Raw genomic sequence first — 20,800 nt, forward strand, 5'->3', positions numbered from 1 at the left:
ATTATAAAATTTTGTTAAACTCTTGATATAAGAGTTTTCGAAATGCTGTTATATGTTACAAAAAATTTACCAAAGTATAATTATCGTTTTTGTTGTTATAAATTCTTTCACTCTAATTGCTCAGATCGATTATGGAGATACTGATTATCTTAATTACATTAATATAACATTTTCGGCTATATTCTCTATTGAGTATATTATCAGATTAATTATTGCTCGTAGAAAGCTAGTTTTTATTTTTAGCTTTTATAATGTTATTGATTTCATAGCTATATTTCTACCATTAATATTATCTTTGTTTGGTATTAATTCTCATGAGTTAATAGTTTTGAGATTACTACGAGTATTCAAAATTTTCCAAAATACAGCGATAATGAATAGATTGATTAATGTTTTTAAGAAAATTTATTTAGAGCTATTGGTCTCATACTGCTTAATTTTTGTTATATTGATAATATCTTGTATCTTGATGTTCTATGCTGAGCATGAAGCTCAACCTCAGGTTTTTTCATCTATATCTAATACTTTGTGGTGGGGTGTTATTACTCTAACAACAGTAGGTTATGGAGATATGTATCCAATTACACTCTTAGGTAGGTTAATAGCAGCAATAGTTTCTATGTTGGGAATTGGAGTTTTTGCTATTCCAAGCGGTTTGATTGGGGGTGCTTTTATTGATGAAATACGTCAAGAAAGAGAATTGGCTACTAAAAATAAACAAAAATTAGAATAATTATCTAAAAATGCATTTTTTATATGCTAAAAAATCTTGAAAAAATAGTAATAACTCTCATATACATACTTGTCATAAAGTTATTTGAAAAAGTATAACAAAAGAGGGTTATATAAATGTCAGAGAAAAAATATACATTTGAAACAGAAGTTGATAAATTACTTCATCTTGTGATTCATTCATTATATTCAAATCGTGAGATATTCTTAAGAGAGCTTGTATCTAATAGTTCTGATGCTATAGAGAAGCTAAGATATGAAAGTATCTCAAATGCTGCTTTGAATGAAGATGATACTGATTATGCTATTAGAATTGATTTTGATAAAGATGCAAAAACAATTACTGTTAGTGATAATGGTATTGGTATGACTGAAGAAGAAGTTATTGAAAACCTTGGTACAATTGCAAAGTCTGGAACGAAGAAGTTTTTAGAAAGTCTAACTGGCGACAAGAGTAAAGATAACGAGTTGATAGGTCAGTTTGGTGTTGGTTTTTATTCATCATTTATCGTTGCTGATAAAGTTACAGTTAGAACTAGGAAAGCAGGCCAAGATAAGTCTCAAGCTACTAAGTGGATTTCGGATGCTCAAAATGGCTTCACAGTTAAGACTATTACAAAAGAGAAGCGTGGTACAGAAATAACTCTTCATATTAAAGAAGATCAGTTAGATCTACTAGATTATCATTTATTAAAAGGTTTGGTTAATAAATACTCAGATTGCATCAATACGCCAATTCAAATGAAGAAAGTTGAGCATGATAAAGATGGTAAGCAAATTATCAAAGATGAGTATGAAACAGTAAATAATACTAAGGCTATATGGCTAAGATCAAAAGATGAAGTGACTGATGAAGAATATCAGGAATTTTATAAATATATTTCCCATGACTTTGCAGATGCTTTAATGTGGATACATAACAAAGTTGAAGGTAATCTTGAATATAATAGCCTACTTTATATTCCACAAAATAAACCTTTTGATTTCTGGAACAGAGATAAAGACTATGGTTTATCACTGTATGTACGTAGAGTCTTTATTATGGAGAATAAGGAATTATTACCTCCATATTTAAGATTTGTTAAGGGTGTGATTGATTCTGCTGATTTACCACTTAATGTATCACGTGAGATATTACAGCATAATAAAGTTATTGATAAGATTAAAAAAGCAATAACGACTAAAATCCTAAGCGAACTTAAGAAGCTAGCTAGTAAAGATACAGAAAAATATCAAAAGTTCTGGGATAGTTTTGGTCAGGTGTTGAAAGAAGGTGTTTCTGATGATTACTCAAACAAAGAAAAGATCGCGGGCTTATTAAGATTTGCGACTACTGAAAGTGGTGATGCTAAGCAAACAGTTTCTTTAGCAGACTATATCTCTCGCATGAAAGAGGGGCAAGATACTATCTACTATATTACATCAGATAGTTATAAGGCTGCTGTAAATAATCCGCAACTTGAAGCATTCAAGAAGAAAGGTATTGAAGTTATCTTGATGACAGATAGAATCGATGAATGGATGATGTCTACTTTGACTGAGTTTGATGGTAAGCATATGAAGTCTATTATTAAAGGTGATATCAATCTTGATAAATTTGAGACTCCAGAGAACAAAGAGAAATTTGAGAAAGAAGCGAAAGACTTTGAAAAAGTTTTAAAAGAAATTAAAGAAGTTCTAAAAGATAAAGTTGAAGATGTACGCTTGTCTAAGCGTTTGACAGATTCTCCAAGCTGTGTGGTTGTAAATGACTATGGTATGAGTCTACACATGCAGAAGATGATGGAAGAGGCTGGTCAAGGATTTATGCCTGGTATGGGTATGAAGCCTATCTTAGAGCTTAATGCAGAACATAATTTAGTACAAAAATTAAAAGATGAAGCAGATACAGAAATATTTGCTGATTTATCTGAGCTTTTACTTCTTCAGGCAATGTTTGTTGAAGGCGCTAAAATAGAAGATCCTATGTCTTTTGTTAAGCTTGTAAATAAATATATCAGATAGTTTTTCTCATTCTTACTACTATTCCTAAAATATCAATTGTAATATATAAGTATTATGATATTTCTAGTACTTATAATATTATGCATAAAGAATTAGTTTCATCTATATTTAAAAATGTTAATTCATGGCAGCTTTTTAAGAATGAATTTGAATGTTTTTATCAATATGATTTTTCTGAAATAGGTAGGAAATTCGAAGTATTTACAAAGTATTATTTTCTTCTTGAAAAATCTTTCTGTAATGATTTTAAGAATATTTGGTTATATAAAGAAGTTCCTTTAAATATTCAAGAGTATCTTAATATTACTAGTCAAGACTACGGAATAGATCTTGTTTTAGAAGACTATAATGGAAAGTATTATGTGGTACAGTGTAAATATCGGAAAGATGAAAATAGCTCTTTATCATGGAGCAAAGACAAGATTGCTAATCTTTTTGCTTATGGGGCAAAAGCAGATTATTTTATAGTTTTTAGCAATGCTTCTTGTTTAGATAGTATAAGTAAATCAAGAACTGATAAGTTTCAATTTATTAGCATTGCTGATTTACTCAATTTAGAAGCTGACTTTTTTAAAGATGTATATAAATATATAGAGAATGGGTTTAAAAATAATCATATTAAGTTCTGTCCTAGAGGTCATCAGCAAGATGCTATTTTAAAATCAAAAGAATACTTTAGTAAACATGATAGAGGTCAATTAATTTTGCCATGTGGTGCCGGCAAAACTCTTACAGCTCTTTGGATAAAGGAAGCTTTAAATAGTCAAGCTACATTAGTTCTAGTTCCATCATTAGCTTTACTGAAACAGATTAAAAATGAGTGGAAATCTCAAGCTAATGATTATTTTGATTATCTATGTGTTTGCTCAGATAAAGATATTAATACTGATGATGATATAAATACGCATTCTTATGATATTGATGTAAAGGTTTCTACAAATCCAAATGATATAAGTCTCTTTTTAGGAAGAAATATTAATAAGATTATTTTCTCAACATACCAATCTTTAGACAAAGTCGCTACAGCAATAAAAGATTTGGAGCTTAGGTTTGACTTAACTATTTGTGATGAAGCTCATAGAACAGCTGGAGTTGGTACAAATAATTTTACAATGGTTCATAAGGATAAAAAAATACCATCTTTAAAGAGATTATATATGACAGCTACACCACGAGTTGCTAGTACCACTATAAGAAATAGAGCGAAATCTAATGAGGAGATTTATCTATATGATATGGATGATGCTAAAACATTTGGCTTTGAAATTCATAGAATGTCTTTTAAGGAAGCTATAGATAGAAATATATTAGTTGATTATAAGATATTAGCAGTTGGTGTTTCTGATGAAGAAATTTATAGATTTATCAAGAAAAGAAGGTTTGTTGAAAATGAACTAAGTATAGATGAAATTGCAAACAACTATGCCTTAGATTTTGTCATGAATAAATATAATTTGAATCATGCAATAACATTTCATAGTAGAATTAGATCTGCAAAATCATTTACAGATTTTCATTCAAAACTTTTTCATGAAACAGAGTCCTTTCATATAAGTAGTAAATACAATGCAATCGAGAAAACAAAACTATTAGATTCCTTTAGAAAAGCAAATAAAGCTGTAGTTTCTAATGCTAGGTGTTTAACAGAAGGTGTGGATGTACCATCTATTGATATCGTTTATTTTTCAGATAATAAAAACTCAAAGATTGATATAGTACAAGCCTGTGGTAGAGCTTTAAGAAAGTATAAAGATAAGAAGCTAGGATATATAGTTATACCAATATTTCATTATAAGAAAGAAGAGCTTAATCAAGAGATTGATGCAAGTGTGTTTAATAACTTGATACAAGTTGTTAAATCATTATGTGACCAAGATGAAAGGCTACAAGAAGAAATTAATAATATCGCTTATGGAAAAAACCTAAAGAGAGAAGGTTCTAAGCATCTAGAAGTCGATATGTCTGAGATTAATAATATAGTCACTCTGGAGAATTTTTCGAGTAAAGTTCTAGAGAGAAACATATTTGATCAGGTAATAGAGAGAAACAGTAATAATTGGGACTTAATGTTTCTAAAATTAAAAGATTGGTTAGATAAAAATGATAATTATCCATCTAAAAATGATGATGAAATGTTGTATGGGTGGATTAGTATTCAAAGAACTAGGTTTTCAGATAATAAGCTAGAAAGAAGTAAAATTAAAAAATTAGAAAGTATTAACTTTGTATTTAATAAACAAGATTATAAATGGAATCAAAATTTTAATGAGCTTGTAGAATGGAAGAAAGAAAATCCTCAACCATATAAGTGGCCAACTCAAAAAAGAGGTGAACGAGACGAAGTAGCTGAAAGAGAAAATAGTCTTGCAGTTTGGCAAAATGCAAACAGAAAGCTATTTAGAGATGGAACGCTATCCGATGAGAGATTGCAAAAATTACAGTCAATAGGGTTTATTTTTGATGCTCATCAAGAAAAATGGGATTTGAAATATCAAGAAATAATTGCTTATATAGAGAATCATGATAGATGGCTTGATATAAATAATAAAAAAGAAGCTAAATTTGTAGCTTGGATAAATTCAAATTCTAATAAAAAGCTAACTAGTAAACAGAATAATAAATTTGATAAACTATTAGGAATGCAAGAGAAATATAAAGATTTATCTTTAGGCTCATTAGAAAAAGGATTAGAAAAATTAAAACAATTTATACAGGAAAATAATAGACTACCAGCATCTACAGCTCGACAAGCTGGGGATGAAAGAAAACTGTATGCTTGGATGACTCTCAGAAGGTTAGCTTATAGAAATAATGAGCTAAACGATGGGCAAATTCAGGCATTATATGAAGCTGGACTAGAGGAATTCTTAAATACAGAGATAGAGCGCAGAGATAAGAAAAGTTTTGATGATTGGTTATTCGACTTAGAAAATTTTTATAATGAGAATCAAAGATGGCCAAGATATAATACTGGTGACGATCAAGAAAAAGCTTTAGGTTTTTGGTTGTCTAATCAAAGAAACTGGTTTAAAGGGAATTTGAAAAACTATTCTGAGTATTCACAAGAAAATCATATAAAGCTTAAAAATATCGGTTATGATTTGGATGATTCACCAAAAAATAGAAACTCTTTTGAAGAAAGTTTAGAGAAATTTAAAAGATTTTATGAAACGAATCAAAGATTACCTAGTCCTAAAGAAAATAAAACTTTATATAATTGGATTAATAATACAAAAAGTCAGATTAATAGAAGTCTATTATCTAAAGACAATATTGCCTTAATTAAACCTTTTCTTAATGTTATTGGAGAAGGAAAGGAAGTAAAGTCACAATCCGAGAGGGTTGCTGAACTAAGAGAGTTTGTTTTAGAAAATAATAGACTTCCGAAAGTGAAAGAAAACGATTCTCTATATCAATTTATTGCTAGGTTGAGAGCGAAGTTTAAAAAAAGTATATTATCCAAGCAAGAAATTGATGAGATAAATAATATCAGCTCAGATATATTAGGTGTTTATGGTGAATTATTTTAAGTTTGGTTGGGATGACTTGCCAAGTATTTGTAGCGAAGACCAAGATATAGAAGTGCTTCTTGATGATATTTATGAGTTAAATATTTATCCAAATATGTATTTTGATAGTAATTATAGCAATTTATTTCAGTTAAAAGATGGATATGGTAAATTGGAAATAGATACTATCGCTGATATTAGAAAATTTAAGGTTGATATATACAAGAGGTTATCACAACTGCATATTGATGCCACTAAAAAAAATATAGCTAAAGTTTTTAATGATATTCTTAGTATTGATAATAATGGTCTTGGTGAAGTATTAATCTACCTTAGTGGCTTATGGAGATTGACTGTTACTGATTCTGAAAATGGAAATATTAGATGGAGTGATTTTAGTTCAAGAATTAAACTTAGTGAATCAGATGATTATTTTATTGAACTATCAAGAACTGATTTACATACATCTTTTACTATTCATACAGACAAACATTGTTATATTGAACCTATTGTTTTTCAACCAGAGATAAGTGAGATTACTTTTAATTCACAAAAAAGTGATTATCCATCATATTTTAGTAGAATTAAATTTAGAGATATTGAGTTAGCACCGTGTGAAATCTATCAAAATAATATTGACTGGTGGGGAGATGAAAAATTAAGTTTTAATATTGAATGTTTAACTCTAAAGGTAGATGATAGTGGTAATATTTCATCTGATGGAAATGTATTTGAAAACTTTCAAATGAGAATTACTAACACAGATAAAAGTTTAAAACTAAATAATCATAGTTGTTCTTTACTACTTTCGGATAGAATTTTAAAATTAAATATAAGTAACTGTAATTTTACAAAATTAGATTTTAAAAACTGTGAATTTACAAGCATGCCAAATTTTGATGAAAAGACATCAATAAAACACTCAGTAAATATCGACAAAAAGTCTTTTGATAATCTTTTAAATGTCGAAAATACTGGCTCATTAGAGTACAGTCGCCTTGCAGAGTTTTTCAATCGTAATAATGCTTATATAGAAGCTCAACAATTACATAGACACTATCTGAAATCAAAAGCTAAAGAGTCTAGAAGTTGTGGTCTAAAAGCTTGGGTTCGGTTGTATGATTTTATAAGTGGTTGTGGGACTAGTTTATTAAAGCCTTTTATAGCTATGTTTTTTGTTTGGATTGTAAATGCTGTAATTTTGCAATACCAATTCAGTGATGGTGCTAAGGTCTTTTATCATTCCATAAATAATATTTTACCTCTTGCAGGGATATTCAACAATGCTGATAATATAACGCTACCATTTGTTATTTTAGCTCTGAAATTTACATCAATACTAGCCACATTATTATGGTTTTTGATTGCATTACAAATTAGAAAATTATTGAAGTTAAAAGATTAAATTAGATATTTTACTATGTCACAGGATTTCCCAATAACATATACAAAAGGGCTTTTTGTACAAATTTTCTATTTAAACTTTGTTGGAAAATAACGGAGCACTTATCATCGGGAAGATCTTCGCTAACTTCTTTGCCTCTTTCCATCGGCATACAATGCATAAAGATGGCATTATCATTTGCATATGACATTAGCTCTTTATTTACCTGAAACCCTACAAAAGCATCTTCTGCTGTTGGTTCAAAGCCCATGCTACACCAAACATCAGTATATACAGCATCACATCCTTTGACAGCTTCTTTAGGGTCATCAAAGCCTTTAACAATACTTAGATCTTGAAGTTGATCTAAAATCTTTTGATCTGGTTTATGACCTTCTGGACAAGCGTAGTGTACTTCTAACCCGATAGTATTAGCTAATAATAACAAACTGTATAAGATATTGTTAGAATCACCTATATAAGCTATTTTTAGGGAGTCTAAACTACCAAAAACTTCTTTTAAAGTTAGTAAGTCTGCTAATGTTTGACAAGGATGATATAAATCTGTCAAAGCATTTATAATTGGAACTTTAGAGTAAGAAACCATTTCCTCAACATCGCTATCAGCGAAAGTTCTAATCACAACGGCAGAACAATAGTTTTGTATCACTCTAATAAAATCCTTGGGTTGTTCATTTTTTCTAGAGGCGGAGACGCTCTCGATTAGATTACCACCCATCTCGATAATAGCAGCAGAAAAACTAAAACGAGTTCTAAGAGATGGTTTATCAAAAATCAGTGCAATTATCTTATCTTTTAAGGCATTGTTATATTTTTGAGGGTTAGTTTTCATATCTTGGGCTATTTGAATTATATTTTCAAAATCCTTAGTTGTTATTTCTGCCCCAGAAAGTAGATGATTAAAAGATAAGTTTTTCATATTCCTCCTCCAAATACACAAGTTGTTCCTAGTTCTTCTGCATTAAATAATATTTTTTTGGTTAAAATTTGCTCTTGATTACCATTTAGTATGCTGATGGTTTTCTTTGAGCAATTTAAAAAGTTTTTTATTGAGTCTAGTTTGATGCTCATTCCACCAACAGCTGTTTTATTTTCAATTAGTTTTGAAATATCTTTTACAGATAGGCTTTTGATTAAATTACCATTATTATCAAGTACACCATTTTGATCGGTTATATAGATAAGCTCATCGACATCACAAATAATAGCTAGCTCTGATGCAACATTATCTGCATTGACATTTACTGACTCAAATTTATCGGTAAGACAAATCGTTGCAACTATAGGTATTAGCCCTTGAGGTAGAGCTTTTAGAATAACTGTAGGATCAACATCTTTGACTAAACCGACATAGCCATATTTATCTTTATCGATTAGGCTACAAGTAATTAAGTTACTATCCTCACCAGATATGCTAATACCATCTAAATTGATACTACTAAACATTTGCGAGAGCTTTTTGTTAACTCTGTATAGAGCCATCTGAATTATCTCCATATGTTCTTTTGGAGTAACTCTTAAACCATCTAGAAATTTTGTTTGAACATTGTGCTTTTCTAGACACTTGGTTATAAATTTACCACCACCGTGGACAATGATTATTTCTGCCCCAGCTTCTTTTAGGTTTTTTATATCAATACATAGGTTTTTCATCACTTTTTCATCTTCAAGTACTGAGCCACCTAGTTTTATTAAGATTCTTTTATTTGCTAATTCTTTCATGATAAATAATCCGCATTTATATTTACATATTGCTGAGTTAGGTCACAGCCCCATGCTATTGCTTGTTGGTTTCCTTGAGAAAATGTAACATCAATGGTTATAGTATCTTCTTTCATGGCATTTTTAAGATTTGTTAAATCATCTGAAACAGGTAAGCCATTAGCAAAGATCTTTTGTCCTTGCATAAATATCTGACAACTTTCTAGAGTTTGCTCATCTATATCAACTTCGCCAATTTTTGCTAAAACTCTTCCCCAATTTGGAGATTCGCCATATACGGCTGTTTTGACTAGAGAGCTAGAGATTATTTTCTTTGCTAACTCTTTGGAAAGTGTTTCATCGTTTAGACCTGTAACTTTTGCTTCAATAAGCTTGGTTGCTCCTTCGCCATCACGAGCAATGCTTTTAGCTAAAATCACAGCTATTTCATGTAATGCTTCTTTGAATATATTTATATCTTCATTAGATGAAACTTCAATACCACTTACGCCATTTGCCAGCATAAATACACAATCATTAGTAGACATATCACCATCTACTGAGATCATATTGAAACTGTTGTCACTTGATTCTCTAAGGATTTCTTGAGCTAGCTGAATATCTATATCAGCATCTGTTAGAAAGTATCCAAGCATTGTTGCCATATTTGGGTTTATCATTCCAGAGCCTTTGCAAATTCCAGTAATAGTTATTTCCCCTGTGGATAGCTGTATTTTTTTGTAAACTGATTTAGGTAGTAGGTCTGTCGTTAGTATTGAGATCGCAAATTTATCGGCAATATTCGATACGCTGTTTATTAGTTTTGGTATAGCAGATGTTATTTTATCAATAGATATTTGCTGACCAATAACACCAGTGGAGGCAATCAAGACTTGCTCAGATGAACAGTTTAGTTCTGTTGCTAAACTATCAACTACTTGCTGGTTATGTTTATCGCCTATTTCTCCTGTAGCAGCATTAGCTTGACCACTATTTGTTATGATCGCTTTTATATTATCTGCAGGTAATAAATTCATGCAATATTTAACTGGTGCGGCTTTACATTTGTTTTTTGTAAAAACTCCTACAGCTTTACAGTTTTTTTCTGAAATTATAACTCCTAGATCTGGACGATAGAGCCTAACACCACAATTTACACCACTTGCTAAAAATCCTTTTGGTAATTTTGTTCTAAATAAGCTCTCCATGTCTATCTCCTTTTTTATAATCCTGTGGTTATAGGAAGCCCGTAATAACTGTTTAAATTCTCAATCGCTTGAGTAACAGCACCTTTTAGTAAGTTATCGATAAAAGAAAAAATTATGATTTTATTATTTTTAATCGAAAATCCTAAATGAGTGTTGGGTGTGCCAACTACACTTTTAATTGATAAAAATGACGATACTTCTGAGTTCGTAGTTGCTGCAATATAAATAAATTTAAATAAAGGGTACTGAGCATATTCCTTGTTATAGGCATCACTAACTAAATCATTAATATTCTCTTCTGAAGTTGTATTTTCTAAATTTAAATTAGCATAAATTGTCATCGCAATGCCAGAATGAATCGGTAACATACTTGTGTTGAAATAAAGCTCATCTTCTTTAATATCAAACTCTGTTAAAGCTTTTAGAATCTCAGGAATATGTTGATGTTTACCAATCTTATATGGAAAAAAGTTGTTAAGCATCTCTGAGAACATTAAATCTTGTCTTGGTTTTTTCCCTGCTCCGGAGACTCCTGATTTGGCATCTATAATTATATTGTTGGGTTTTATTAGATTATGCTTTAGTAGAGGGAGTAGTGATAATAATGCACATGTCGCATAGCATCCAGGGTTCGCTATTATAGTATCTTGCTGAGTAAATTTAACATATGGGGAAAGTCCATATTTTGCACCTTGTTCTATGCCTTCAATAGAGTGAGATAATCCATACCAAGATGCTAATAAACCTTTATCTAGTCTAAAAGCTCCGCTCAAATCTAAGACCTTTGTTTTTATATTCTTCTCATAGAGTTTTTGTAGTATCTCAATAGAAATTTCTGCTGGTGTAGCTAATAATAAAAAATCCACATCGAAGTTTTCAGCACTTAATTCATCCAAAGAATATGTGTATTCTTTATTTTCTTGCTTAGATATTCCTAAGCTCCCAGCTAATTCAAAATTTGGGTGTTTACTTATTAATTCTTTAAGAAGCTGTCCTGTGTAACCATTTATTCCAGCTATGCATATTTTCGAAATCATTATTTATCCACAACTAATAATATTTGATGAACACTGTAACATTTTAAAAACTTGCTGTGAATAATTATTTACCAAAAAAGAATAAAAATTTACAATAAAGATTAATTTGCGTTTATTTATTCATTTATTGTGAGGGAGAAAGATATGAAAGCAGTTATTGATATTACAAAGCAGTATGGTGCAAATATAGTAGCATCCATGCCTATAAATATAGTTAAAGGGGAAAATGCTTACGTATATGATGGTTTGGGTAAAAAATATATTGATATGGCAACAGGTATTTCATCTGTAAATTTTGGACATAATAACCCTAAAATTTTGTCAGCTCTGTTTGAACAAGTGAATAAAATTTCAGTTGTGCCTAGACTTTTTCACAATGAGCCGTTGGCAAATTTATTAAAAAAAGCTTGTGAGCTAACAAATATGGATAAGGCTATAGCTATGAATAGTGGTGCTGAAGCTATAGAAACTGCAATAAAAGTAGCTAGAAAGTGGGGATATGTAAAAAAGCAGATTCGAGATGGTTTGGTAGAGATAATAACTTTTGATAATAGCTTTCATGGTAGAACAATAACGGCAATAGGTACATCATCGAATCATGCGTATAAAGATAAGTTTGGTCCTATGCCTCAAGGTTTTATCTCAATACCTTATGATGACTTAGATGCCCTTGAAAAAGCTATTACAAAAAATACAGCAGCAATAATTATTGAGCCTATCCAAGGTGAGGGTGGAGTGATTATTCCAAATGAGGAGTATTTGTATAAGTGCCAAGAAATTTGCAAAAAGAATAATGTGTTGTTTATTCTAGATGAGATACAAACAGGTATGGGGCGTACTGGCAAAAATTTTGCTAAAGAGCATTATGGTTTAGATCCTGATGGGATGACATTGGGGAAATCTTTGGGAGGAGGAGTTTTACCTATTTCACTATTTCTAGGCAAAGAAGATCTTATGGAAGTGTTACACCCTGGCGATCATGGTAGTACTTTTGGAGGGAATCCATTGGCTTCTGCTGTGGCGTATAAGGCTCTTAATATTTTGGATGAAGAGGCTTTAGCTGATAGAGCAGGAGTTTTAGGAAGCTTATTTGTAGATCAGTTAAAAAAAATAAATTCTAAATATATCCAAGAAATAAGAGCAAAAGGCTTATTTATTGCTTTACAGATATGTCCACAGTATTTTGAGAGTTTTTATCAAGAGCTTTTAAATCTAGGTATACTTGCTGTAAAAACTAGAAATAATACTATTCGTTTATTGCCACCACTAACTATAGACAGAGAAACTCTTATTGAAGCTGTAAATATAATAAAAAATCTAAAACTTTGAAAATAAGAAGTTTTCTATGTTTGTTCTTAGTTTTTTAATATTTTTGATTGATGATGGAGCAACAAAAATTGTATCATCTCCAGCTACTATACCGATTATTTCAAAGCTATTTTTGTTGTAGTCTAAAGTTCTAGCAACTAATTGTGCAGCACCTGGAGCAGTATCTATTACTACAACAGCTTCATTTGCGTCAATCTTGATAACTAATGATGAAATATTATCAGTCATTATCGGAGGAGCTGGCTCATTAGGTATTTTATATACTAGAGTGCTTTTTTCATTTTTGACTTTAACGGCACCAATTTTTTTGAGCATTCTATTAACTTTTGACTGGCTAGCACTATAGCCTAAGCCCTCCAAAGTATCACAGATATCGTTCTGAGAAGAAAATTCTTTGCTAAGAATGAGCTGTCTTAAATCGTTATAAATATCAGATTTATCCATAAATTTTCCTTAAATAAACTAACTTCAGCTTTCGTTATTTTAACGATATTGAGATATCGCAATTATAAGCTTTTCAGAAAAATATATCTATTTTTTGCAAAAATACTAGAATTATTTATTTAGTTTAAGTTTGATAGCTACATAAGCATCACGGAAAGACAGACCTTGTTCTACTAATTTATATACTTCTTCGGTAGCATACAAGTCAGGGGTCATCGCTTGCTCTAGCTTATCTATATGAACATTCAAATCCTTGATTGTTGAGTTAAATAATAAAGCGGTATCTTCGATTAGAGTTATAGCTTCAAAGAATGGTAGTTTTGTTAGTTGGTAGTCACGATTATAACCACTAGGGACACTATCAATTATAGACGTGATTTGTTGGAGGTAACCTTGATACAGTTTTGCATTGCCTCTCATGATTTCAAATAAATCATAATTACGCTTTTGAGGCATAATTGAAGATCCTGTCGTATATGAGTTGTTTAGACTAAAGTAATCAAATTCTGCCATTGTAAATAACATCATATCATTAGCAAATCTTGAGTAGATGCTTATAGGGTTTGAGAATGTTTGTAGCGTCAGTTTTTCAAAATACCCTCTAGATAATGCGCAATAAATAGGGTTGTCTTGTGTTCTATTAAAGCCAAGTAGTTCGGTAGTATACTCTTTATCATGTTTGAAGTTGTTGATACCAAATCCTGATGCTGATCCTAGGGGGTTTTGGTTAATAACTTTGCTAGTAGCTGAAATTAATAATAGAGTGTCTGCTAGCGCATCAGCAAAAGAACCCAACCAAGTTGCAACCGTAGTTGGCATTGCTTTTTGCATGTGCGTATAGCCAGGCATGGGTATGTTTTTGAATTTACTAGCTTTAGAGCGAAGAGTGTAGATATTCTCTTGAATAGTTTTTTCTAAGAATTGAATCTTATCTATCATGAAAAGACGTAGCATCACTAATGACTGATCATTTCTACTTCTACCTGTGTGTATCTTTTTGCCAACTTCACCATAATGCGTACATAAATACTGTTCAATTGCAGTATGACCATCTTCTTGATCTTGAGTTATTCTAAATTCATTGTTAGATAGGAGCTCTTGTATTTCTTGTAATCCTTTTTTGAGAAGATTAAGTTCATCTTTAGTAATGACTTTCATCTTATAAAGCATTTTTGCATGAGCTAAACTAGCTTGTAGATCGTATTTTAATAGTTTCTGATCAAGTATATAGTCCTGACCTACAGTATATTTTTCAACTATAGGTAAGAGCTTATCTGTTTCTGTTTGCCAAAGTTTTTTGCTCATAATATTATTTCTTATTTTTCATTATTGAATATGCTGTACGCTGAGCTAAGCTATGAAGTTCTATAAATCCGGCAGAAGCATTATGATTAAATAAATCGCCACCAGCTTCAAAAGTTGCTAACTCAGGTTTTAGCATAGAAAATGGTGATTCGACTGCTACTACTTCTATATTGCCTTTATATAAAGATACAGTCACTTTTCCCGTTACTTTTTTATTTTGCTCTTCGATAAATGCAAGGATATTATTCATAACAGGGTTATACCATTCAGCGGCATAAGCAAGGTAAGCCCATTTGTTGTCCATAAATGTTTTTAGCTCATTTTCTTGACGGGTAGAAACAAGTTGCTCAAGCTTTTTATGAGCAGCTATTATAATGCTAGCACCTGGGTTTTCATAAATACCTCTAACTTTTAGACCAATCAATCTATCTTCAATAAGGTTAAATACCCCAACACCATGTTCGCCACCTATTTTATTAGATTGCATTATTAGCTCTGCTAAAGGCATAGCTTTTCCATCTAGCTTGGTTGGTATACCTTCGACAAACTCTAGGGTGATATTTTGTGGTTTATCAAGGGCATTTTCGGGAGTCTTACACCATTGTAAGATAGCCTCTTTAGGAGCAATTAAATTTGAATGTTCTATTTCGCCACCTTCTGCGGTATTACCCCACATATTTTCATCATATGAGTATGGCTTGTCTTTTTGTTGTTTAACTGGAATACCATGTTTTTCGGCGTATTCTAACTCTTGTTCTCTTCCCATTCCCCATTCTCTGACAGGAGCAATTGTTTTTATATTTTCATCTAATGTTGTTAGATAGCTTTCAAAACGAACTTGATCATTACCTTTGCCCGTACAGCCATGGGCAACCACTTGGCAATCATATTTCTTAGCTACTTCAACAGCTATCTCTGAAATAATAACTCTGCCAAGAGGAGTTGAAAGAGCATAGCCACCTTGATAATCAGCATTTGCTTTAATAGCTTTGCTTATAACCTCATCTGCAAAACGATCTTTGGCATCATATACCACAGCATCTATCGCACCTAAGTTGATAGCTTTTTGTTTTATTTGTTCTAGATTATCAGCAACTTGACCAATATCTATAGTTAAAGCAACAACTTCAACACCATATTCCTCTTGAATCCATTTGAGCATGACTGATGTGTCAAGACCACCTGAGTATAATAGAAGACAACGTGTAAAATCACCTTTTTTTGCTTCATGACTTGCGACTTTTTGATATGAGGTAGACATTTTAATTACCAATTATTTTGAATATTTATTCATTTTATCAAATTAATATTCGACATCAAGGATTTTATCGCGGCTATGGTGAATAAATATTTATATGATTATGGCTTTATTTGTACCCTATATACACAGCTATAATTATCATAATAGTACTTAAAGTCATTAGATAGAGATAGAATTTAAAGATGAATTTTAGCCATAAACCATAAGGTATCCTAGCAACACCAAGCACAGCCATAAGTGTAGCTGATGTAGGCATTAAGCAGTGTGTCCAGCCATCACCAAGTTGGAATGCTAAGACAGCAATTTGCCTACTTAGGCCCGTTAGGTCTGCTAATGGTGACATAATTGGCATGGTAAGAGCTGCTTGACCTGAGCCAGATGTGACAAAGAAATTAAATATTGATTGGAAGAAAAACATCCCTATAGCAGATACATATTCATTGGTGCCTGAGATGGCTTCTGAAGCATAGTGTAATATAGTGTTTAGCATTGTGTAATCTTGGGGATTAGAGCCTCCCATAAGATATATCAGACCATAAGCAAAACCAATGATTAAACAGACAGGCAAAAGATCTTTGGCACCATTTTTGAAAGCATCAATAGCAATGCTTAAGTTCATACCATTTACTTTACCAACTATAGCAAACAGTCCAGTTAATAGTCCTAGTATTGTAAAAAGTGTCGCAATTTCGGGGATATAATAGCCTAGTTCTACTACGCCATACACTAGCCATATTATCGTAGCGATTAAACTCAAGAGTATTAACCATGAGTAGATACACATTTTTTGTGTTTGTTCTAAACTATGTTCATCAGAGTTTCTATAGAAATTATCATAAATATACATAGGTGAGGATTGAGGTTTCTTTTGTATTTTTAGTGCATAGATGATTGCAAAAATACTTATAGATAGAGTAAATATAAACCACATAATAATTCTAAAAAGGCTACCTGATAATATTGGAATTTCTGCAATTCCTTGAGCAATACTAACTGAGAAAGGATTCATCCAAGAAGTTGCAAACCCTATTTGAGTTGCTAAGTAGATAACCACAGTGCAAGTTAGAGCGTCAAACCCAATAAGTACAAAAATTGGCACAAGCAACATTATAAAAGGAATCGTTTCCTCTCCCATACCAAATACAGCGCCACCTAAAGAAAAAATAAAACATAAAACGGGTAGTAGAATGATTTTGTTATTTTGGAATTTATTCACTACTCTGAGAATTGATTGATCAATAACTTTTGTTTTAAGAAGAACTCCGAAAGAGCCTCCTATAATTAATAAGAAAGCTATAATTGCAACAGCACCACCATCTTTTGAGCCTGAAGTTATACCATCATATATAAAATTAGTAAAACCTCGACTTTGACTATTTTCAGTTGCAAAGACTTTGACAGGTGATGTCTCTGGATTGCCTTGAGAATCTAATTTATATTGAAAGCTATCAGCAACTAATACATTTCTAGAATATGTTTGGCCATCTGAAGAGTATTGGATTTTTTTTACATCAAATTTACCAACTGGTATGAAATAGCTTGTGATAGCTACGAGGATTGCGATACAGAATAGTATCACTAAAGTATCAGGCATTTGTATTTTTTTTTGACTTCTCATCTATGGAATAATTTTATTATGAGTGTTTATTTAGATTATCAGTATTTGATAAAAAGTAGGTATAAAAATTAACAAAGATTGTCATATTTTCAAATAGCAACATGCCTTTAAAAATGTTATTATTGTGTTCCATGATTTTTTATATTTTCATGTGTTCAAATGAATCCTAATACTAAAATTATTTTTGTGACTGGTGGTGTTGTATCATCGTTGGGTAAAGGCGTAACTGCAGCCTCTTTGGCAACTCTTTTAGAAAGTCGTGGCTTAAATGTGACTATGATGAAGCTCGATCCGTATATAAATGTTGATCCAGGTACTATGAGTCCACTACAACATGGTGAAGTTTTTGTAACTGAAGATGGAGCAGAAACTGATCTTGACTTGGGTCACTATGAGCGTTTTATTCGTAATAAAATGACTCAAGCAAGCAACTTTACAACGGGTAAAGTTTATCAAAGTGTTCTAAGAAGAGAACGTAAGGGAGACTATCTTGGAGCTACTATACAGGTAATACCGCATATTACAGATGAGATAAAAAGACGAGTATGTGAAGGGATTGCTGAAGATGTTGATGTGGCAATTGTTGAGATTGGTGGAACTGTTGGAGATATAGAGTCTCAGCCATTTTTGGAGGCAATAAGACAACTAAGAATTGAGCTTGGTAGAAATAGAACATTATTTGTACATTTAACTTTGCTACCGTACATAAGAGTTGCTGGAGAATTAAAGACAAAGCCAACACAGCATTCTGTCAAAGAATTAAGAGGTATTGGAATTCAAGCGGATGTTTTGGTATGTCGTTGTGAGAAAAGATTTGATGATAGTGAGAAACGTAAAATTGCTCTTTTCACAAATGTTGATCAAGACTGTATATTTACAGCTGAAGATGTTGATACAATTTATGAGGTACCTCTTAGATATAATCAACAAGGTTTTGATGCAAAACTTGTAGAACTTTTGAATTTAAATACAAAAGAAGCTGATCTATCAGAATGGCAAAATGTTGTAAACACTATCAGAAATACTAAAGGTCAAGTAACAGTTGCAATGGTTGGTAAATATGTTTCTCTAACAGAGGCATATAAGTCTTTAAATGAAGCTCTTTATAATGCAGGGTATAAGAAGGGTGTTAAAGTCAAAATAAAATTTGTTGACTCTGAAGAGGTTAATGATACTAATGTGGGATCATTCTTTGAAGATGCTGATGCTATTTTGGTTCCAGGTGGTTTTGGTAGTAGAGGAGTTGAGGGTAAAATAGCATCAATTAAATATGCTAGAGAAAATCAGATTCCTTTCTTGGGTATTTGTCTAGGGATGCAGCTGGCAGTTGTAGAGTATGCTAGAAATGTGTTAGGCATACAAGATGCACACTCGAGTGAATTAAACCCATCAACTACTAATCCAGTTATAGGTCTAATAACAGAATGGCAAGCAGAGGATGGTACTATACACCAAAGAACACAAGACTCAGACTTAGGTGGTACAATGCGTCTAGGTGGGTATAAATGTGTATTAAAAGCAGGTTCTCGTGCTAGAGAAATTTATCAAGCGGATGAAGTGATTGAAAGACATCGTCATAGATATGAAGTTAATAATAACTATGTTGAGCGTTTAGAAGATGCTGGTTTGATTTTCTCAGGAAGATCCGAAGATAATAAACTAATGGAGCTCATAGAAATCCCAGAACATAAATGGTTTATAGCTTGTCAAGCTCACCCTGAATTTACATCTACTCCTAGATATGGGCATAAATTATTTGAATCATATATTCAAGCTGCAGTTGAAAAATCTAATAAATAATCCCTAGTTTTGAAATTTTGTTAATAAAAGTGATATAATCTGAATTAACTAAGAATTGGAGAATTAATTAAAATGAATAAACAAAGAACTTTGTCTATTATCAAACCTGATGCGGTAGAAAAAAATATAATTGGTGAAATCTATAGACGTTTTGAGAAGTCTGGGTTGAAAGTTGTTGCTGCTAAAATGAAACATTTGTCAAAAGCAGAAGCTGAAGGTTTTTATGCAGTACATAAGGATAGACCATTTTTTAGTGCTCTTGTGGAGTTTATGATTTCAGGTCCTGTGATGATACAGGTATTAGAAGGTGACAATGCTATAGCTAAAAATCGTGAGTTAATGGGTGCTACAAACCCTAAAGAAGCTGAAGCGGGAACTATTAGAGCTGATTTTGCTGACAGTATTGATGCTAATGCTGTCCATGGTTCAGATGCTCCAGAAACTGCAGCACAAGAAATTAAATATTTCTTTAGTGATATAGAGATTGTTGGCTAAGCCAGTCTATATCGAATAATATCTAGGAGGAGATTGATAATGAGTTGGTTAACTAGAGTAATTGGTAGAAGTCTTGGTTTAGAAGCACAGAAAAAAGATATGCCTACAGGAGTTTGGAGTCAATGCCCAAGCTGTGGAGTAACATTGTATTCTGAGGAGTTACACAATAATAAGTCAGTATGTCCGAGCTGTAACTATCATTATAGAATATCTGCTAGACATAGATTGAATTTATTCTTTGATAGAGAGAGTACAAAAGAGCATTTTGCTAATATCTCTCCTGTTGATATGTTGAAATTTAAAGACACTAAATCTTATAAAGATAGGCTGTCACAAGCGCAGAAAAAAACTGAAGAGCAAGACGCACTAGTTGTGATGGAAGGAACTGTAAAAGGATTCCCAGTAGTTGCTGCAGCTTTTAACTTTATGTTCCTAGGTGGATCTATGGGTTCAGTTGTGGGTGAAAAATTTGTCAGAGGAGTCAAGCTTGCTATTGAGAAGAAGGTTCCTTTTGTATGCTTCACAGCAAGTGGTGGAGCTAGAATGCAAGAGTCATTATTCTCATTGATGCAGATGGCAAAAACTAGTGCTGCTTTACAAAAATTGGCAGAAGCTAAGCTACCATACTTAGTTGTACTGACAGATCCTACTACAGGAGGTGTGTCTGCGTCTCTAGCTATGCTTGGTGATGTACATCTTGCTGAGCCAAAAGCTCTGATAGGTTTTGCTGGACCTAGAGTAATTGAACAAACAGTAAGAGAGAAACTGCCTGAAGGATTCCAAAGAAGTGAGTTTCTAGTAGAAAAAGGCATGGTAGATATGATCGTTGATCGTAGAAATTTAAGAGAAGAAGTTGCAAAGCTGATAGACAAGCTTATGCCTAATTTGACTAAAATCAACCATAATCACTCTCTAGAATACAAATCTGAGCAACAAGCGTAGTTCTTAACAA

General features: G+C 32.0%; 16 protein-coding genes. 8 read left to right on the plus strand and 8 right to left on the minus strand.

The window, feature by feature from the left end:
• Positions 1 to 52: 52 nt before the first annotated feature.
• The 4 genes from IMS64_RS01020 to IMS64_RS01035 all read left to right on the plus strand — a co-directional run bounded on the left by IMS64_RS01020 (position 53) and on the right by IMS64_RS01035 (position 7,650).
• Positions 53 to 733, plus strand: a complete 681-nt coding sequence (locus IMS64_RS01020; RefSeq protein WP_211490638.1) for an ion transporter — start codon at positions 53 to 55, stop codon at positions 731 to 733.
• Between the two features lie 116 nt (positions 734 to 849).
• On the plus strand, positions 850 to 2,736 hold the full coding sequence (gene htpG / locus IMS64_RS01025) for a molecular chaperone HtpG (protein WP_211490639.1): 1,887 nt from the start codon (positions 850 to 852) through the stop codon (positions 2,734 to 2,736).
• An 80-nt stretch (positions 2,737 to 2,816) separates the two neighbouring features.
• A complete protein-coding gene (locus IMS64_RS01030; RefSeq protein ID WP_211490640.1) occupies positions 2,817 to 6,266 on the plus strand; it encodes a DEAD/DEAH box helicase in 3,450 nt (1,149 codons plus the stop codon).
• Positions 6,250 to 7,650 (plus strand): hypothetical protein, encoded by a 1,401-nt coding sequence (locus IMS64_RS01035; protein ID WP_211490641.1) that lies wholly within the window; start codon positions 6,250 to 6,252, stop codon positions 7,648 to 7,650. The genes IMS64_RS01030 and IMS64_RS01035 overlap by 17 nt, the downstream gene beginning before the upstream one ends.
• A gap of 13 nt (positions 7,651 to 7,663) precedes the next feature.
• Here IMS64_RS01035 and argF read toward each other — a convergent pair whose 3' ends face one another.
• The 4 genes from argF to argC are packed head-to-tail and all read right to left on the minus strand — an operon-like array spanning position 7,664 to position 11,596.
• On the minus strand, positions 7,664 to 8,569 hold the full coding sequence (gene argF, locus IMS64_RS01040; RefSeq protein ID WP_211490642.1) for an ornithine carbamoyltransferase: 906 nt from the start codon (positions 8,567 to 8,569) through the stop codon (positions 7,664 to 7,666).
• Positions 8,566 to 9,372, minus strand: a complete 807-nt coding sequence (gene argB, locus IMS64_RS01045) for an acetylglutamate kinase (protein WP_211490643.1) — start codon at positions 9,370 to 9,372, stop codon at positions 8,566 to 8,568. Before argB ends, argF begins: the two co-directional genes overlap by 4 nt.
• Positions 9,369 to 10,559 (minus strand): bifunctional glutamate N-acetyltransferase/amino-acid acetyltransferase ArgJ, encoded by a 1,191-nt coding sequence (gene argJ, locus IMS64_RS01050; RefSeq protein WP_211490644.1) that lies wholly within the window; start codon positions 10,557 to 10,559, stop codon positions 9,369 to 9,371. Before argJ ends, argB begins: the two co-directional genes overlap by 4 nt.
• Before the next feature lie 14 nt (positions 10,560 to 10,573).
• Complete coding sequence (gene argC / locus IMS64_RS01055; RefSeq protein ID WP_211490645.1) at positions 10,574 to 11,596, minus strand: N-acetyl-gamma-glutamyl-phosphate reductase; 1,023 nt, start codon at positions 11,594 to 11,596, stop codon at positions 10,574 to 10,576.
• A gap of 144 nt (positions 11,597 to 11,740) precedes the next feature.
• Between argC and rocD the strand changes: the two genes are divergently transcribed.
• On the plus strand, positions 11,741 to 12,925 hold the full coding sequence (rocD, locus tag IMS64_RS01060; protein WP_211490646.1) for an ornithine--oxo-acid transaminase: 1,185 nt from the start codon (positions 11,741 to 11,743) through the stop codon (positions 12,923 to 12,925).
• Here rocD and IMS64_RS01065 read toward each other — a convergent pair.
• The 4 genes from IMS64_RS01065 to yfcC all read right to left on the minus strand — a co-directional run bounded on the left by IMS64_RS01065 (position 12,914) and on the right by yfcC (position 17,553).
• Positions 12,914 to 13,369: an arginine repressor gene (locus IMS64_RS01065; protein ID WP_200151433.1), complete on the minus strand. Its 456-nt coding sequence runs from the start codon at positions 13,367 to 13,369 to the stop codon at positions 12,914 to 12,916. The genes rocD and IMS64_RS01065 overlap by 12 nt on opposite strands.
• A 111-nt stretch (positions 13,370 to 13,480) precedes the next feature.
• Positions 13,481 to 14,674: an argininosuccinate lyase gene (gene argH / locus IMS64_RS01070; RefSeq protein WP_211490647.1), complete on the minus strand. Its 1,194-nt coding sequence runs from the start codon at positions 14,672 to 14,674 to the stop codon at positions 13,481 to 13,483.
• A gap of 4 nt (positions 14,675 to 14,678) precedes the next feature.
• A complete protein-coding gene (locus tag IMS64_RS01075; RefSeq protein WP_211490648.1) occupies positions 14,679 to 15,935 on the minus strand; it encodes an argininosuccinate synthase in 1,257 nt (418 codons plus the stop codon).
• A 106-nt stretch (positions 15,936 to 16,041) separates the two neighbouring features.
• A complete protein-coding gene (yfcC, locus tag IMS64_RS01080) occupies positions 16,042 to 17,553 on the minus strand; it encodes a putative basic amino acid antiporter YfcC (RefSeq protein WP_004286582.1) in 1,512 nt (503 codons plus the stop codon).
• Between the two features lie 159 nt (positions 17,554 to 17,712).
• Here yfcC and pyrG point away from each other — a divergent pair, with 159 nt between their 5' ends.
• The 3 genes from pyrG (at position 17,713) to accD (ending at position 20,790) form a co-directional block, all read left to right on the plus strand.
• A complete protein-coding gene (pyrG, locus tag IMS64_RS01085) occupies positions 17,713 to 19,353 on the plus strand; it encodes a CTP synthase (protein WP_211490649.1) in 1,641 nt (546 codons plus the stop codon).
• A gap of 72 nt (positions 19,354 to 19,425) precedes the next feature.
• Positions 19,426 to 19,848 carry a nucleoside-diphosphate kinase gene (gene ndk, locus IMS64_RS01090; RefSeq protein ID WP_004286580.1) on the plus strand — a complete coding sequence of 141 codons (423 nt, stop codon included), beginning with the start codon at positions 19,426 to 19,428 and terminating at the stop codon, positions 19,846 to 19,848.
• A gap of 39 nt (positions 19,849 to 19,887) precedes the next feature.
• The gene (gene accD / locus IMS64_RS01095) at positions 19,888 to 20,790 is read left to right on the plus strand and encodes an acetyl-CoA carboxylase, carboxyltransferase subunit beta (protein ID WP_044525542.1); all 903 of its coding nucleotides are present in this window, start codon (positions 19,888 to 19,890) and stop codon (positions 20,788 to 20,790) included.
• Positions 20,791 to 20,800 lie beyond the last annotated feature (10 nt).

It is taken from the genome of Francisella philomiragia, from assembly GCF_018135955.1.
Classification (GTDB): Bacteria; Pseudomonadota; Gammaproteobacteria; order Francisellales; family Francisellaceae; genus Francisella; species Francisella philomiragia.

Excerpts from the sequence above, each read along its gene's own strand:
- IMS64_RS01020 (WP_211490638.1), top strand. The coding sequence starts at position 53 with ATGTTACAAAAAATTTACCAAAGTATAATTATCGTTTTTGTTGTTATA.
- htpG (WP_211490639.1), top strand. The coding sequence starts at position 850 with ATGTCAGAGAAAAAATATACATTTGAAACAGAAGTTGATAAATTACTT.
- IMS64_RS01030 (WP_211490640.1), top strand. The coding sequence starts at position 2,817 with ATGCATAAAGAATTAGTTTCATCTATATTTAAAAATGTTAATTCATGG.
- IMS64_RS01035 (WP_211490641.1), top strand. The coding sequence starts at position 6,250 with ATGGTGAATTATTTTAAGTTTGGTTGGGATGACTTGCCAAGTATTTGT.
- argF (WP_211490642.1), bottom strand. The coding sequence starts at position 8,569 with ATGAAAAACTTATCTTTTAATCATCTACTTTCTGGGGCAGAAATAACA.
- argB (WP_211490643.1), bottom strand. The coding sequence starts at position 9,372 with ATGAAAGAATTAGCAAATAAAAGAATCTTAATAAAACTAGGTGGCTCA.
- argJ (WP_211490644.1), bottom strand. The coding sequence starts at position 10,559 with ATGGAGAGCTTATTTAGAACAAAATTACCAAAAGGATTTTTAGCAAGT.
- argC (WP_211490645.1), bottom strand. The coding sequence starts at position 11,596 with ATGATTTCGAAAATATGCATAGCTGGAATAAATGGTTACACAGGACAG.
- rocD (WP_211490646.1), top strand. The coding sequence starts at position 11,741 with ATGAAAGCAGTTATTGATATTACAAAGCAGTATGGTGCAAATATAGTA.
- IMS64_RS01065 (WP_200151433.1), bottom strand. The coding sequence starts at position 13,369 with ATGGATAAATCTGATATTTATAACGATTTAAGACAGCTCATTCTTAGC.
- argH (WP_211490647.1), bottom strand. The coding sequence starts at position 14,674 with ATGAGCAAAAAACTTTGGCAAACAGAAACAGATAAGCTCTTACCTATA.
- IMS64_RS01075 (WP_211490648.1), bottom strand. The coding sequence starts at position 15,935 with ATGTCTACCTCATATCAAAAAGTCGCAAGTCATGAAGCAAAAAAAGGT.
- yfcC (WP_004286582.1), bottom strand. The coding sequence starts at position 17,553 with ATGAGAAGTCAAAAAAAAATACAAATGCCTGATACTTTAGTGATACTA.
- pyrG (WP_211490649.1), top strand. The coding sequence starts at position 17,713 with ATGAATCCTAATACTAAAATTATTTTTGTGACTGGTGGTGTTGTATCA.
- ndk (WP_004286580.1), top strand. The coding sequence starts at position 19,426 with ATGAATAAACAAAGAACTTTGTCTATTATCAAACCTGATGCGGTAGAA.
- accD (WP_044525542.1), top strand. The coding sequence starts at position 19,888 with ATGAGTTGGTTAACTAGAGTAATTGGTAGAAGTCTTGGTTTAGAAGCA.